Source organism: Chryseotalea sp., assembly GCF_057350905.1.
The window spans coordinates 56777-71537 of sequence record NZ_JBMRCF010000004.1; the positions used below are offsets into that span (position 1 = coordinate 56777).

At 40.3% G+C, this 14761-nt stretch carries 14 protein-coding genes; 8 read left to right on the plus strand and 6 right to left on the minus strand.

What is annotated here, in order from left to right; all coding sequences use genetic code 11:
• Positions 1 to 373: 373 nt before the first annotated feature.
• The 6 genes from ACO1XM_RS06900 (at position 374) to ACO1XM_RS06925 (ending at position 3612) form a co-directional block, all read left to right on the plus strand.
• Positions 374 to 1114 (plus strand): Dph6-related ATP pyrophosphatase, encoded by a 741-nt coding sequence (locus ACO1XM_RS06900; RefSeq protein WP_486227218.1) that lies wholly within the window; start codon positions 374 to 376, stop codon positions 1112 to 1114.
• Positions 1115 to 1335: 221 nt separating this feature from the next.
• The gene (locus tag ACO1XM_RS06905) at positions 1336 to 1659 is read left to right on the plus strand and encodes an ArsR/SmtB family transcription factor (RefSeq protein ID WP_486227220.1); all 324 of its coding nucleotides are present in this window, start codon (positions 1336 to 1338) and stop codon (positions 1657 to 1659) included.
• Position 1660: 1 nt separating this feature from the next.
• Positions 1661 to 2128 carry an SRPBCC family protein gene (locus tag ACO1XM_RS06910; RefSeq protein WP_486227222.1) on the plus strand — a complete coding sequence of 156 codons (468 nt, stop codon included), beginning with the start codon at positions 1661 to 1663 and terminating at the stop codon, positions 2126 to 2128.
• 6 nt (positions 2129 to 2134) lie between these two features.
• Positions 2135 to 2518: a DoxX family protein gene (locus tag ACO1XM_RS06915; protein WP_486227224.1), complete on the plus strand. Its 384-nt coding sequence runs from the start codon at positions 2135 to 2137 to the stop codon at positions 2516 to 2518.
• Positions 2519 to 2579: 61 nt separating this feature from the next.
• The gene (locus ACO1XM_RS06920) at positions 2580 to 3035 is read left to right on the plus strand and encodes an SRPBCC domain-containing protein (RefSeq protein WP_486227226.1); all 456 of its coding nucleotides are present in this window, start codon (positions 2580 to 2582) and stop codon (positions 3033 to 3035) included.
• A 1-nt stretch (position 3036) separates the two neighbouring features.
• Positions 3037 to 3612: a DUF4256 domain-containing protein gene (locus tag ACO1XM_RS06925; protein ID WP_486227228.1), complete on the plus strand. Its 576-nt coding sequence runs from the start codon at positions 3037 to 3039 to the stop codon at positions 3610 to 3612.
• A gap of 190 nt (positions 3613 to 3802) precedes the next feature.
• Here ACO1XM_RS06925 and ACO1XM_RS06930 read toward each other — a convergent pair whose 3' ends face one another.
• The 3 genes from ACO1XM_RS06930 to ACO1XM_RS06940 form a co-directional block, all read right to left on the minus strand.
• Positions 3803 to 5461: a glutamine--tRNA ligase/YqeY domain fusion protein gene (locus ACO1XM_RS06930; protein WP_486227230.1), complete on the minus strand. Its 1659-nt coding sequence runs from the start codon at positions 5459 to 5461 to the stop codon at positions 3803 to 3805.
• 73 nt (positions 5462 to 5534) lie between these two features.
• Positions 5535 to 6458 carry a tetratricopeptide repeat protein gene (locus ACO1XM_RS06935; protein WP_486227232.1) on the minus strand — a complete coding sequence of 308 codons (924 nt, stop codon included), beginning with the start codon at positions 6456 to 6458 and terminating at the stop codon, positions 5535 to 5537.
• 1 nt (position 6459) lies between these two features.
• Positions 6460 to 8046 carry an amidohydrolase family protein gene (locus ACO1XM_RS06940; RefSeq protein WP_486227234.1) on the minus strand — a complete coding sequence of 529 codons (1587 nt, stop codon included), beginning with the start codon at positions 8044 to 8046 and terminating at the stop codon, positions 6460 to 6462.
• Between the two features lie 42 nt (positions 8047 to 8088).
• On the opposite strand from ACO1XM_RS06940, the gene ACO1XM_RS06945 reads away from it, so the two are divergent.
• Complete coding sequence (locus ACO1XM_RS06945) at positions 8089 to 9513, plus strand: DUF4403 family protein (protein WP_486227236.1); 1425 nt, start codon at positions 8089 to 8091, stop codon at positions 9511 to 9513.
• A gap of 209 nt (positions 9514 to 9722) precedes the next feature.
• Here ACO1XM_RS06945 and ACO1XM_RS06950 read toward each other — a convergent pair whose 3' ends face one another.
• The 3 genes from ACO1XM_RS06950 to ACO1XM_RS06960 all read right to left on the minus strand — a co-directional run bounded on the left by ACO1XM_RS06950 (position 9723) and on the right by ACO1XM_RS06960 (position 13127).
• On the minus strand, positions 9723 to 10400 hold the full coding sequence (locus ACO1XM_RS06950; protein ID WP_486227238.1) for a response regulator: 678 nt from the start codon (positions 10398 to 10400) through the stop codon (positions 9723 to 9725).
• 114 nt (positions 10401 to 10514) lie between these two features.
• The gene (locus ACO1XM_RS06955) at positions 10515 to 11111 is read right to left on the minus strand and encodes a hypothetical protein (protein ID WP_486227240.1); all 597 of its coding nucleotides are present in this window, start codon (positions 11109 to 11111) and stop codon (positions 10515 to 10517) included.
• Between the two features lie 54 nt (positions 11112 to 11165).
• The gene (locus ACO1XM_RS06960) at positions 11166 to 13127 is read right to left on the minus strand and encodes a tetratricopeptide repeat-containing sensor histidine kinase (RefSeq protein ID WP_486227242.1); all 1962 of its coding nucleotides are present in this window, start codon (positions 13125 to 13127) and stop codon (positions 11166 to 11168) included.
• A 218-nt stretch (positions 13128 to 13345) separates the two neighbouring features.
• On the opposite strand from ACO1XM_RS06960, the gene ACO1XM_RS06965 reads away from it, so the two are divergent.
• On the plus strand, positions 13346 to 14656 hold the full coding sequence (locus ACO1XM_RS06965; protein WP_486227244.1) for an ammonium transporter: 1311 nt from the start codon (positions 13346 to 13348) through the stop codon (positions 14654 to 14656).
• Positions 14657 to 14761 lie beyond the last annotated feature (105 nt).

The following is a 14761-nucleotide window of genomic DNA, read 5'->3' on the forward strand; positions in this document are numbered from 1 at the left end:
AGTTTATAAAAGTAGCTTAAAGGGATCCTAAAATGCAGGCCTTTATTAGCCCTGCGCATGACAGATTTCAATTTGAATCTGAAATACCTCCAACACTATTTATCGATCCAGACTTTGCTACTTACGCTTTATCGTTGTGCCTCAGCTTCGTTGGCTCAGCCTGCTGCTTATCTTTTTTAAGAAGAAATCAAATAAATATTAAACATTCCTATCCACTACGGTAATAAGTCTACTGTTTGTTTCTATGTTTGTTATCGATTAAATCATCTTAAAGGATAATTTTTTTTACCGATTCCCTGATTGTGTGGTCTATCCGGTTATACAATACGAAAGGCAAAGCAATTAATAAGTAAAAAAACTAATCAATATTCAATTGAAAGAAAAAGTAATCTTTAACTGGAGTGGTGGAAAGGACTCAGCGCTAGCCTTGCATAAAATATTATCATCAAAGCAGTACGAAGTAATGTGTTTGTTGACGAGTGTAAGTGCGCAGTATCAAAGAGTTTCCATGCATGGTGTAAGGGTAGATTTATTAGAAGCACAAGCTGAAAGTATAGGCCTGCCATTAATAAAAGTTCAAATCCCTGACATGCCAACTATGGAAGTGTATGAAGCGTCCATGGGGCGCATTCTGACAGATTTAAAAAGCAAGGGTGCCAATGTCTCTGTATTCGGTGATATCTTTTTAGAAGACCTGAGAAAGTACAGAGAAGATAAACTTGCAGAATTAAATATGTCCGGACATTTCCCTTTATGGAGAATGTCCACTAAAGAACTTATTCATGAATTTATTGATACAGGATTTAAAACCATTACAGTTTGCGTGAATGATAAATACCTGGATAAAAGTTTTGTTGGTCGCATTATCGATGCTGATTTCATAAAAGACTTGCCCCCGCATGTTGACCCTTGTGGCGAGAATGGAGAGTTTCACACTTTCGTATTCGATGGCCCCATATTTAAAAAACCTGTTCAATTCGAAAAAGGAGAAGTCGTTTATCGAAAATACACTTCTTCTGTAAGCAAGGAAGATTCAACCAATGACAACACTAATTATAGTGAGCATGCAAACAATCCTTTTGACAATGGCTTTTGGTACTGCGACCTGTTGTAGGGGGAACTTAACCATAAAGTAAGTGCCTAAAGAGAGTTACTTAATCCAAAACATTAACTTGGGTTACTATTTTCTATACTCAGGATAATAATTAATCGCTTGCTAAGTTGAGTCACCATTCCTATTCTAATCACTTAAATTCAAAATAAACCTGAAAAATTTATTATAAAATTTGTGTAGTTATTTGACTACACATATATTTGTAGTCAAATAACTACACGATGAATTTACGCAGAGATGTGTTTCAGGCCATTGCAGATCCCACCAGAAGAGCAATTTTGCTACTACTGGCTACTTCTCAATCTATGACGGCTGGTGCCATTGCATCAAATTTCGATACGGCCAGACCCACCGTTTCAAAACACTTGCAAATTCTTACAGAGTGCTCGTTGCTTAAGCAAGAGCAGCATGGCAGAGAGGTTTATTATCACATTAATGCCAAAAAAATGAAAGAGGTGGCAGATTTTATTGAGCCATTCCGCAACATGTGGGAAGAGCGCTTTAACAAGCTAGAAAGTATTATGAAAAAATATAAAAGCAAATAACATGGAAGCCAAAACAAAAGTCCATGCCGAAGATGGCAAACAGGAAATAGTTATTACCAGAGAATTTGATTTGCCCTTGGCTTTACTTTTCAAGGCCTATGCTGAGGCCGATATTGTTGAGCAATGGATGGGAACAAAAGTGTTGAAATTGGAAAACAAAAAACACGGCAGCTGGCAATTTGAAACCTCTGATCCCAAGGGCAATGTCGTGTTTAAAGCCAATGGTACTATCCATGATTTTATTCCCGAACGTCAGATTATCAGGACATTCCAAATGGAAAATACAGGCTTTGAAGCACAGCTTGAGTTCCTTGACTTTGAAGCGCTCACTGCCGATACCAGCAAACTGACTACGCAGATTGTATACCGATCTGTTGCATTGAGAGACCAAATGCTGAAACTACCATTCGCTCAAGGCGTCAATATGGCGCATAACCGTTTACAAGAAGTTGTTAAAAATTTAAAATAACTGATCATGAAAAAAAGAGATAAAATTATTTATTGGGTTGCCACCTTGTGGCTTGCCTTAGGCATGACCTCTACTGGTATTGTACAAGTACTTAACATGAAGGAGGAAACTGCCTTTATAACACAGCTGGGTTACCCAGAATATTTTTTAATCATACTGGGTGTTTGGAAAATTCTGGGAGTCGTGGCTATCCTTATTCCTAAATTTCCTCTCCTTAAAGAATGGGCTTATGCGGGCTTTTTCTTTGCTATGTCTGGAGCGCTCTTTTCACATTTTGCCAGCAATAGCGTCCCAGCGGAATTCTTCGGCTCGGCCTTGTTACTGGTATTGACAATAACATCCTGGTATTTCAGGCCTGCTGAAAGAAAAATTTCGCAGGCTCATACATAATTGCAAAGTGTTTTTTTGCAAGATGATCTGTATATTGAATTACAAGTATTATCAAACAGGTATGGAAAGTCTTAAAACCGAAGTAACAAAGCAAGGAATACGCATTACAAAAGTATTACCTGCTCCGCTTACCTTGGTTTGGGATGCCTGGACAAAAGCTGAGCAAATTGCAAGTTGGTGGGGCCCAGATGGCTTTACCAATACCATCCATGCCATGGAGGTAATGCCTGATGGTGAGTGGCGTTTGACTATGCATGGGCCTGATGGGAAAACATATCTGAACAGAAGTAAGTTTCTGGAAATCATTCATCAAGAAAAAATCGTATTTGAGCACTTTAATCCCAATTACATTGCCACCATTATTTTTACATCTGATGGAGGGAAAACATTGATAGATTGGTCAATGGTGTTTGAAACACCAGAACTATTTGAAACTGTAGTTAAAGTATTTAAAGCTGATGAGGGCTTGCATCAGAATGTAGAAAAGCTTGAGAAGTATTTAAAAGAAAAAAATTAGTATGAGTAAAGTAAGTAATGCAAAAAAGAAGTTGTCGAAAGAACAACGCGAAGAATTGCTTGATATTCTAAAGACTCGTTTCGATAAAAATATGAAGCGACACAAAGGTATAGAATGGGCCAAGGTAGAAGCCAAACTTGATAAAAATGCTGATAAGCTTTGGTCACTTGCTGAAATGGAAAAGACTGGTGGTGAGCCTGATGTTGTAGGCTTCGATAAAAAGAGTGGCGAATACATGTTTGTAGATTGTGCAGCTGAAAGCCCTAAAGGGCGCAGAAGTATCTGTTACGACCATGAGGCACTGGAGTCGAGGAAAGAACATAAACCAGCGAACAGTGCAGTGCAGATGGCCGAAGATATGGGTATTGCTTTACTCACTGAAGACCAGTACCGTGAGTTGCAGAAAGTTGGCCCCTTTGATGCAAAGACTTCCAGTTGGGTGAAAACGCCTGCTGATATCCGAAAACTCGGTGGTGCTCTTTTTTGTGATTTCCGTTTCGGACATGTTTTTACTTACCATAATGGTGCGGAGTCCTATTATGGAGCGAGAGCATTCCGTGGTGTTTTGCTTGTTTAGGTTTGAAGTTAGAGATCAAGGGCTGGAGGTTTGAAGCTGGATTGTGATACTATAGAAAGACAATGAATCATAACAGATTGCTTCGTTATTCTAACGTGCACACACTTCATTCCTCGCAACGCTGACTAATTTTCAAATCTTCAAATCAACGAATCAGCATATCAACGAATCAGCATATCAACTCATTAACTTATTTTTTCATCTCCTTCGCCCACATGTCTTTAAGTGTTACGGCACGGTTAAAGATAAATTTTTTGTCTGTAGAATCCGGATCGAGACAAAAGTAGCCCATGCGCAAAAACTGAAAATGCTCACCTACCTTAGCTGCTGATAATGAGGGCTCGGCAAATACGGTTTTTAATTCCAGCGAGTTCGGATTTAAATGGTTTGTAAAATCATCTTCAATCGCCCCCATATCCTCTGTTGTAAACAAGCGATCGTATAACCTTACTTCTATGGGTAAAGCTGTTTTGGCATTCACCCAATGGATAACGCCTTTCACGTGTATGCCTGAAACATCCGATCCACTTTTACTCTCCGGCACATAGGTGCAACGCAATTCGACCACCTTGCCAGTAGCATCCTTAACAACTTCTTCGCACTTAATGATGTAAGCACTCTTCAATCGCACCATCTGGCCTGGTGCCAGGCGGAAATACTTTTTAGGTGGTACTTCCATAAAATCTTCCTGCTCTATCCACAGCTCTCTGCCAAAAGGCATACTACGAACTCCACGTTCAGGTGCTTCAGGGTTATTTTCACTGGGTAATTCTTCCGTTTTGCCTTCCTCATAATTGGTGATTACCACTTTTAAAGGATCGAAAACAACCATGCGTCTGTCAGCAATTTTGTTAAGGTGATCGCGCACACAAAATTCCAATAGACTGATGTCAATCAGGTTATCGCGTTTGGCCACACCAATACGTTCGCAGAAATCCCGAATCGCCTCTGGTGTGTACCCTCTTCTACGCACACCACTTAAAGTTGGCATACGCGGATCGTCCCAACCGCTTACATGCTTATCGTTAACCAATTGCAGAAGCTTGCGCTTGCTCATCATGGTATACGTCATGTTAAGACGCGCAAATTCGTACTGACGTGAAGGATAAATCTCCAGTTTTTCAATAAACCAATTATATAACTCACGGTGCGGTACAAACTCTAGTGTACAAATGCTGTGCGTTATTTGTTCAATCGCATCACTTTGTCCGTGAGCAAAATCATACATCGGATAAATACACCATGTATCTCCTGTGCGATGATGATGTGCATGTTTAATGCGGTATAAAACAGGATCGCGCATTAACATGTTGATATGAGCCATATCAATTTTTGCACGCAACACTTTTTCACCATCCTTATACTTACCCGCTTTCATATCACTGAAAAGCTGTAAGTTTTCTTCTATACTCCTGCTTCTGAATTTACTATTTGTACCGGTTTGTGTAGGTGTACCTTTTTGGGCTGCAATTTCCTCGCTGGTGCTGTCATCTACATAAGCCAATCCCTTCTGAATAAGCTTTACTGCAAAATTGTATAACTGATCAAAATAATCAGAAGCATATAACTCTTCAGCCCAGTTAAAACCAAGCCATTTTACATCCCCTTTGATGCTTTCAACATATTCTGTTTCTTCTGTTACAGGATTCGTATCGTCAAAACGAAGGTTGGTTTTACCACCATACTTTAATGCTAAACCGAAGTTTAATGCTATACTCTTAGCATGACCTAAATGGAGGTAACCGTTGGGTTCAGGAGGAAAACGGGTAGCAATTGTGGTGTGCTTGCCATCCTTCAAATCCTTTTCTATTATTTCCTCTATAAAATTTAAGCTCTTCTCTTCTGACATAGCAGATTACCTTTAATACAAGCAGCAAAGGTAAACAGCCTGCATTACAGGAAAAAGCCCCGAAGGCCTGTATTTATTTTAATTTGAGTAGCTCCGCTTCGGCTGCAATAAAACCGAAAGCGCTGAAATAGGGTCCTTCTACCACACGATTAAAAACGTCTTTTGCCCTGGTAGTATCACCCTGAATGAGATACCAGTTGCCAACACCATAGCCTTGTGTAGCAAAAGCGAGGTCTGCACTTTCAGAACCTTCCTCAACAGCTAGAAGCAATTCTGGTGGATTTAAGCCCTTGTACATATTCAGGCGCTTCAGATAAGTTTCGTTTTCAATAATGGTAACCTTTTCCGGAACTTTATTTAAAGCAGCAGCTGCATCTTCTTTACGCTGAAGACGGTGGTAGGTCATAAACAACCAGTCGGCAGTAGCAATCAGTAAATCATCATTATCGCAATAGGTTAAGCAGGTCTCATAGGCTTTGGCTGCATCTTCATATTCCCCTTTTAAATAGTGTGCTAGTCCCAGGTGATACCATACATTAAACTGCACTGTGGAAACGGGTATATTGAGTTTATTGGGTATACCATCTTCTTCGCTTAGTACTGGTGCCCCTTCCATGAGTTTAACGGCTGTTCTGAAATCTTCAATAGCCATATCGAATTTCCGAAGGGTAATATAACGATGTCCTCTGTGCCGGTATAAACTGAAAGATTCCGGATAACGCTCAATGCCCTCCGTGAAAATCTCCATGGCTTTGTCGAAGTGCATCAGATAAGCTTCTCGTCTTCCGTACCAGATGTAATTATCTTCAGTTGGGTTATTATCGAAGTTACTTTTAGCTTCGTCACGCTCTTTTTCAAGTTTAAACTGCTGTTCAGGGCTACGTTCCGACTCAAAAAATTCACGACCGTCCAACCCAACCACTACTGGTTTGGGGGATTCTTTGCAGGCTGACAAGAGTATGGCCAGACAAAAAATACTGGGTAGGTATTTTTTCATCTTATTCTATTCCGGGTTGTTTAATTACAAAACCTGTCTTTGCTTTTTCGTCTGCTACCAGCTTACGCACATCGGCTAATAATTTTTTAGCATCGTACACAATACCATCTTTTACTGTATACTTCACACCGCCTACACGCTGCACTTTATTATCGTCCGAAAGTTTAACAGCACCGGTGCCATAAAGTACCTGTATGTTAGCCAGTGGATTCTGATCGATGATAACTAAGTCAGCCAACTTACCTACTTCAACGGAGCCTAAATCCTTATCAACTCCCAAGGCTTGGGCGCCATAGAGCGTTGCCGAGCGGATAATTTCTAAGGGATGAAAACCACATTCGCGCAACAATTCCATTTCTCTGATATACGCAAAACCGTAGGTTTGAAAAATGAAGCCAGAGTCTGAACCGGTGGTAACACGTCCTCCTCTGTTTTTATATTCATTCACGAAAGTCATCCACAACTGATAATTCTTTTTCCACTCTACCTCTTGTTCTGTCCCCCAGTTAAACCAATATGAACCATGGGCTTTTTTATTGGGTTGAAAGAAGGTCCATAGTTGAGGAATCGTATACTCTTCATGCCACTCTGCTCTTCTGGCCTTGTGTAAATCGCGACTGGCTTCATAGATATTGAAGGTAGGATCTAGTGTGAAATCTAATTTTAATAGTTGATCCATCACCTGATTCCACTTTTCAGAATAAGGAGCTGCCGCTTGCAGCCAGAGTTTACCGGCATTTTCAAAACGATGCTGCTCATTCTGATAATTGTAATCAAGGGGATAATTCTGAATAGTTTGGTTTGTAAACATGGCTTCTGGTAAACCATACCAATGCTCCATAGAAGTCAATCCTGCTTCCGCAGATTTCACCACATTCCATCGGGCTACATCCATTTGTGCATGGTGGCAGGCAGAACGTAAGCCTAAACGTTTATTCTCGCGCAGTGCAGCATCCATCACCACCGGTGAAGCACCAAAAAACTTAATGCCATCAGCACCTTTCGCTTTATTTTCATTTACCCAGGCGCGCGCTTGTTCTGCTGTAGTGATTTTCTCTTTCGAGCCCATACCAAACGCAGTATAAGCATGAATGCGTGGTGCCGTTATCAGATTTTTAGCGCTCTTTTGTTTTTGATCAAGTACCCAATCCAGACCATTGCCCGCTGAGGGATCGCGCACCGTTGTTATACCATGCCCCATCCATAACTTGAAAACATATTCAGCCATGGGCGCCTGACTTCCACCAATATGGCCGTGCATGTCTACAAAACCAGGCATGGCATACATGCCTTCACAATTCAATTCTTTACCTCCGGCTTCAAGTTTTGGTCTGCCATCCGGATTAATGGCCACACCGGGATAGCCAACAGTCTGAATTTTTGTAATTCTGTTTCCTCTTATTTCAATATCAATAGGGCCGATGGGAGGTGCACCCGTGCCGTCTATCAACGTAATACCACGAATGATCAGCTGTGTGTGGGGTCCATCACCCTCCTTTACTTCTGGCGCACGAAGTACACGATCCTGGGCAAAGGTGCCAATAGCAGTAAAGCCAAGTAGCATGATGGAAATAAACAACTTCTTCATATTTTTAGCTGTAGGTTATCTACAACAATACTACAAAACAACGTGAAATTCACCATCACATCCATAGGCTGCATTTTATACATACTGATGGCCTTTTTTGGTTGTGAGCGAGTAAAGCCTGTGCCCCCAAAACCTACTGAAGTTGATTCCTCCCTTCACGTGCCCCTCTCCTCTCTGATGATTCCCATCCGTTATCATGTTGACAGTCTGGAAGAAATCATCAATAATAAGATTGCCGGAACTTTTGTAAAACAATGGATAGTGGTGAATGAAAGCGCGGATAGTCTTTATCTTGAACTAACTAAAAAAGGCAAGATTAAAATCCGATGGATAAACAATTCATTGCACTACAGCTTCCCACTACAACTGGAAGGAAAATTTATTAAGCATGTTGGAAAAAACATTACACTCAAAAATGAAGTACCTGTGGCGTTGGAAGTTGTGCTGGACATGTCTACACATCTATCTTTTGCTAATGATTGGCGTCTAAACTCTTCAACCAAACTAAAGGAGATTACCTGGAAAAAAGAACCTGTTTTAAGAATTGCCTTTATTAATATTAATCTGCGTAAAAGGCTGGATAAATTTTTGGATGAGAACACAAGTTTGATAACCGGCATTGTTGACCGCGAGATTAGTAAAGTGATTGACACACGCGCCATCCTTCAGAAATTATGGCTCGATATTCAAAAGCCTATCATCATCAATAATATAAAGCAAGTAGTATGGCTGAAGCACAGTGCAGAAGATTTGGCAGTTAATTTATTGCAGGATGGCAAATACTTAGGCTTAGATGTACGCCTTTTAACCAATGTCAGGGTTGGGGTAGATAGTAGTGACATGCCACTAACCAATCGTACACTCCCGGCATACCAGCATTTGAGCGAGACAAAAGATAGTATAGAAATTTTTCTCTTAGCCAGTACTTCCTTTGAAACGATAAACAGAATTCTAAATGAAGAATTGAAAGGTAAAGTAATCAGTAGTAATAATTATTCAACCACTATCAAGGAAGTGAACAGTTATGCCACGGATGATGGCTTAGCTGTAAGATTAGATGTACGCGGAGATGCGGATGGCAGTATTTATATGCGTGGACTACCCAGTTATGATACTGCCAGTGCAACGCTTAGTATAAAAGGTTTTGATTTTGATGTTGATTCTGAAAATGCATTGCTGCACTCAGCTGACTGGCTTTTACATGAAGATGCACTTCGTTTTGTGGAAGAAGAATTCAGCCTAAATCTTTCACCGATGCTATCTGCATTGCCAGATGTTATTCAAAAGGCAACTGAAAAAGGTAAATCGGCTGATAAACTTGAATTATTTCTGACTTCGTTGGATGTGCAACCGCAGCAATTGTTACTCACTAAAAACAATGTTCAGCTACTTTTAAAGGCGAAAGGCAGGGCTATTATTGGTTTGCAAAAAGAGGTTTTTGCCAAAAAGAAACAAAAAACCCGTTGACCTCCCAGACATACTCCCCAAGCTGTATGCTGATTGACCAACGGGGTATTTACATGCAATTAGGCCATTGAGGCCTAACTATACAATACCTGTTTCTTGGTAATTAACTAAAGTGCTGTTTTACTTTACCAAATCTACAGCCCAAAATACGGGCGAACAATACCACTATTTACGTATTTTCTATACCCGCTAACACGGATATCCTTCATTTAAATAAGGTTATTAGCATAGGCAAATTTGATTAGCCCCACCAATGAGTTGGTACCTGTTTTTCTGAAAATATTTTTTCTGTGTGTTTCCACAGTTCTTTCACTGATAAATAATGCCTCTGCAATTTGTTTATTGCTATACTCTTTGGCAATCAACTTTACAATTTCTCTTTCTCTTTCGGTAAGCAACCTGCCCTCATCTGGGTTATCCAGATTCATGATGAGCAGCTTATTGATATCGCTACTCAGGTAAACACGACCTGCTTTTACCTCCTGGATAGCTTTTAGTAATTCATGCTGGGTGTCTTTCTTAAGCACATAAGCGTCCACCCCACTTTTTAGGATTTCTTTAGCCAGGTGAACCTCATCATGCATACTGAGCACGATAATTTTAACTGCTGGCAATACGCGCTTCACTGTGCGAATCAATGTTAGTCCATCCATTTCAGGCATACTGAAATCCGTAATCAGCATATCAAAAGTATGCTGTTTTATATATTCGAGAATACCGGAAGCCTGGTTGGTTGTATATACTACCTCCAATTCACTCTCCTTCGAAAGGATGCTCTTCACTCCGTCTATAATGATCCCGTGATCATCTACCAATGCAATGCGCATGCGCCAGTTTGACTTTTGTTGATTGTTTTGGAAAAGATAGGGAATCCTGTTGAAAAGCATGGCATTAAATTAAGGTTAATGCCAGGTGGGGAGAATCCGTGCTATTGGGTATTTAACTAAAGCGCGCACGGTATTGCCGCACGCGCTTGAGCTGTTTTCACAAAATCCAATGGTTTATTTGCTAACCAAAAGAGCGGGGTAAGGCATTGCAATTTCTTCAGCATAAAGAATTGCACCATCAAACAATGGTTGACCACTTTTACCAAGCTGCATTACTGCTAAAGCAGGTTTGTTTTCAGCAGACATAGGAATGAACACCAACCCTGTTACGTTTGGTTGTGCAGCCATCTGCGTTAATTTTTCTGCAGAAAATAAAACTGCGGTGTTTGTGCCCGCTGCAGCAACCATTTGTTGTGCAGCTACTTCTTCTATTTGAGTACCAAAATTTTGAACGTTAAAAAACGGAGGAAAGAACATTCCCGATCCATGGTTAAGTGCGAAAGTTAACTCCACCGGAGATCCGGTTGCATCAGCTCTTTTAAAAACTAAATGAAGTTGTTCATTTTCATCAATACCTTTAAAAACCAAAACCTGCTGAGTGCTCGAGGAAGCAGTTAATAGTTTTATGCTTTCCGAAGAATAAGCATCTCCTTTAAGCTCATGTTTGTCGAAAAGGTTTTTGAGTGATTGTTTTACAGCATCATCGGCTACTTGTGAAGTGGCTGTAAAAGTGATTAGCACAAAAGCTAACAGCACATTTATTTTCTTCATATAACTGGGGGTTTATTTATAAAGAAAAATAATGATTATAAATAACTAATCAAACTACGCATTTACCTCCGCACTGATTATTTCGCTTTCTTTCGGAATACTTAACATGAGTGTAGTTCCGTTTCTTCCACGCGAGGAGTCTAATTCTATGTTTCCTTTAAGCAGGTTAAGTCTTGATTGTATATTTTTCCAGCCATTCCCGCTGCCTTGATCAAGTTCTGCAACATTAAAGCCTTCACCATTATCCTCAACTGTTACACTTATCTCATCTTCATTATCCACCAGGTTGATAGCAACTTTTGTTGCTTTTGCATACTTAATAATATTGGTCACCCATTCTTGCAAAATTCTGTATAGTGAAATCTCTTTCACTTCCGTCATGCGTTCGGGAATCTGAAAGCTTGTAATCTCGACTTTAATTTTACCGGACTCATTCAGGCGATAGGCCATTTCCTGTAGTGCTGCTACTAATCCATGTTGAATCAGTGTCTGAGGCATTAGATTAAAAGCCACAGCACGCACCTCCTTGTGCATGTCTTTAAGTATGGTTTCAGCCTCCTCCACTATAGCGATGCGCTCTGCCTGAGAAGTTTCCGGACTTAGTTTATTCATAAACATACCAAGTGCTGAAATCAACTGCCCCATGCCATCGTGAAGATCCTGAGCAACACGTTTTCTTTCGTTCTCCTGCGATTGTATGGTGGCATTGATGTAGGCTTCCCTTACTTCCAGTTGTCGCTTTTTATCGGCTAGCTGTTGTTGCTTTTTATGTCTGTTGCTCGCAAGGTATAGAATAACAACGATCAGTGCTATAATGATAACAAGGGCTGCTACTACAACATATGTTTTACTAAGTTGTGCCTGCTGCTGATCAAGTTTAGTTTGTTGCAGCACCAATTGTTGTTGCTTTTTTTCCGTTTCATACTTGGTGCTCATCTCTGCAATAGCTTCTGCCTGTGACTGTTGATATAAACTGTCTTTTGTTATTGCCCAGAGGTAATAATACTTGGAAGCATTTTTATAATCTTTTAACCCCTCAAAATTTTTTGCCAGGGTCAGGTAGGTTCCGTCAAACTTAAGCAGCAAGTCATGTTTTTCTGCAAGGGCTAATGCTTCGCTCGCTGTCTTTACCCCTTGCTTATAATCACCTAATTGGTAATATAAATCTGCTATTGTAAAAAGATCTGAAACAATAAAAAATGGATTACCTATTTTTTCGCGTAGCGCTCTTGCTAATTGATATTGTTCAAGGGCTAATGCTAATTTACCTGATTCTGAATAAATTTTACCAAGAATAAAATAAGCGTTTGCTTTTAATCCATTGTCTCCACTCTTATCTGTTACACGCAGCGATTTATCGACATAGTATCTGGCTGAATCAAGATTTCCACTAACACCATAACATATAGCCAGATTATTATACGTATAGGCGGCTATCCACTCCCACTCTTCATTTTCCATCAAGGGCAAACTCTTCCGACCGAATGAAATCGCTTCTTTATACCTTTTCAGTTCAAGATTTGCCCAGGTAATGTTAGTTCTTATTCTAAAATTGGTTGCATCATCCGGATAGCGCTCTAACCAACGTAGACTCGTATAAAGATATTCAAGTGCATCTTTGGCTCTGCCTGCACTGATAAGTGTGCGCCCTAAATTGCCAACAATTTTTATTAATACTACGGTATCCCTGGCTTCTTGTCCATACGCATATCCATTCTCTAACGTGAGTATGGCACTATCGATTTTGCCCGTTAAACTATAATAACCACCCATGCTTATGGCTGCATATGCTTTTATCAAAGGTGCTGGATTTTCCTTGGCAAGCTTATCTGCCTCCTTGGCATAGAAGCTTAACTTATCAAAATTACTTCTCTGATAAAATGAAGTGAGTTGATGATACAATTTGGCTCTTTCAACTCCGGTGGTGCCAGGCAACAAAAGCTCAAGACTATCTTGTGGTTGTGCAGAAAGCACTGAGTAGAAAAACAAGCAAAGCAAAATGGGGAGGGCTCTCATAGACAGATTAGGTAGATACAATATAAGGCTTTCTTAAAAGGCAGCATATTCATTTTACCATTGAATGTGCGTTCGTTTCAGTGTATACCTAACACAAATTTCAATTTAAAGGTCATTTTAAAGGCAATTAAATCGATTTAGATAAAAATATTATACTTATATGGTATTTTTTGATGCTATTTTTATAAAATTGATTTAAAATAGTCAATTATAGGGTTATGAGTAAACCAAAAACACGCTGGATCGTTATCTTTTTAATACTTGTTGTTCTGCAACTTTTATCGGCCTTTACTTCTTCATCCACCTTTTCAGTGGATGATGCGGCCGGAATTGACAAGGCCGATACAGCCTGGATGATTGTAGCCACTGCTTTTGTACTATTTATGATCCCTGGTCTTTCATTTTTTTATGGCGGCATGGTCAGCTGGCGCAACGTTATCTCTACGATGCTTCAAAGTTTTATTGCACTGGGCGTTATCAGTCTTCTTTGGTATCTGGTCGGTTTTAGTCTTGCCTTTGGCGAGAGCTACCATGGTCTTATAGGCAATCCCTTAACTTTCTTCAGCTTTAAAAATGTAGGCCTTGCGCCTCATGCCGACTTCTCACCAACTATACCCTTTCTGATTTTTGCCTTGTTCCAACTCAAGTTTGCCATCATTACGCCTGCCTTGATCACTGGAAGTTTTGCAGAGCGTGTCAAGTTTACTTCATACCTACTTTTCATGGTGCTTTTCTCTCTTCTCATTTATTGCCCTTTGGCACACTGGACCTGGCATCCGGAGGGTTTCCTAAGAAAATGGGGCGTACTCGATTTTGCAGGTGGTACAGTAGTGCATATGTCGGCTGGCTTTGCTGCCTTGGCGGGTGCTTATGTATTGGGTAAGAGAGAAAATAAAGTACATCAACCTGCCAATATTCCTTTTATCATTTTAGGTACAGGCATGCTCTGGTTTGGATGGTTTGGCTTTAATGCTGGCTCAGCGCTGGCTGCTAATAGTTTAGCTGTGCAAGCTTTTGCCACTACTAACATGGCCTCTGCCTCTGCCATGATTACCTGGGTGTTGTTTGATGGATTAGTCGGCAGAAGAATTTCTGCAATGGGTGCCTGTATAGGGGCCGTTGTAGGTTTGGTTGCTATAACACCAGCAGCTGGTTTTGTTAGCATTGGGCAAAGTGTTTTTATCGGATTTGCAGCCGCCATGATCAGCAACCTCGCTGTTTATTATAAAAATAAAACTTCATTGGATGACACCCTCGATGTTTTCCCTTGCCATGGAGTAGGTGGCATTGTAGGCATGATTCTCACGGCTGTGTTTGCCAAAGATGTTGGTGCGCTAAGCGGTAATTATGAAACGCTTCAATATCACTTGCTCACTTTAGTAATTGTCGGTGTGTTTACCTTCGGTGGATCTTGGATCATTTTTAAAATTGTAGGCAGTATTACACGCCTGAGGGTTTCTAAAGAAGAAGAATCCATTGGACTTGATTTAAGCCAGCATGCAGAAACGATGGAGACAAGGGTTGGGTAGTTTTATAGTTGCTGGCCTCTAGCTACAAGCTGCGAGACATTAAGTGAATACTTACACATTAGGCCATACTAATAATGGCCATGCTTTCATCTCATCAATAGTTAA

Bases quoted from the DNA above. Each gene is read 5' to 3' on its own strand.
- ACO1XM_RS06905 (WP_486227220.1), top strand. From the start codon at position 1,336: ATGAATTTACGCAGAGATGTGTTTCAGGCCATTGCAGATCCCACCAGA.
- ACO1XM_RS06910 (WP_486227222.1), top strand. From the start codon at position 1,661: ATGGAAGCCAAAACAAAAGTCCATGCCGAAGATGGCAAACAGGAAATA.
- ACO1XM_RS06915 (WP_486227224.1), top strand. From the start codon at position 2,135: ATGAAAAAAAGAGATAAAATTATTTATTGGGTTGCCACCTTGTGGCTT.
- ACO1XM_RS06920 (WP_486227226.1), top strand. From the start codon at position 2,580: ATGGAAAGTCTTAAAACCGAAGTAACAAAGCAAGGAATACGCATTACA.
- ACO1XM_RS06925 (WP_486227228.1), top strand. From the start codon at position 3,037: ATGAGTAAAGTAAGTAATGCAAAAAAGAAGTTGTCGAAAGAACAACGC.
- ACO1XM_RS06930 (WP_486227230.1), bottom strand. From the start codon at position 5,461: ATGTCAGAAGAGAAGAGCTTAAATTTTATAGAGGAAATAATAGAAAAG.
- ACO1XM_RS06935 (WP_486227232.1), bottom strand. From the start codon at position 6,458: ATGAAAAAATACCTACCCAGTATTTTTTGTCTGGCCATACTCTTGTCA.
- ACO1XM_RS06940 (WP_486227234.1), bottom strand. From the start codon at position 8,046: ATGAAGAAGTTGTTTATTTCCATCATGCTACTTGGCTTTACTGCTATT.
- ACO1XM_RS06950 (WP_486227238.1), bottom strand. From the start codon at position 10,400: ATGCTTTTCAACAGGATTCCCTATCTTTTCCAAAACAATCAACAAAAG.
- ACO1XM_RS06955 (WP_486227240.1), bottom strand. From the start codon at position 11,111: ATGAAGAAAATAAATGTGCTGTTAGCTTTTGTGCTAATCACTTTTACA.
- ACO1XM_RS06960 (WP_486227242.1), bottom strand. From the start codon at position 13,127: ATGAGAGCCCTCCCCATTTTGCTTTGCTTGTTTTTCTACTCAGTGCTT.
- ACO1XM_RS06965 (WP_486227244.1), top strand. From the start codon at position 13,346: ATGAGTAAACCAAAAACACGCTGGATCGTTATCTTTTTAATACTTGTT.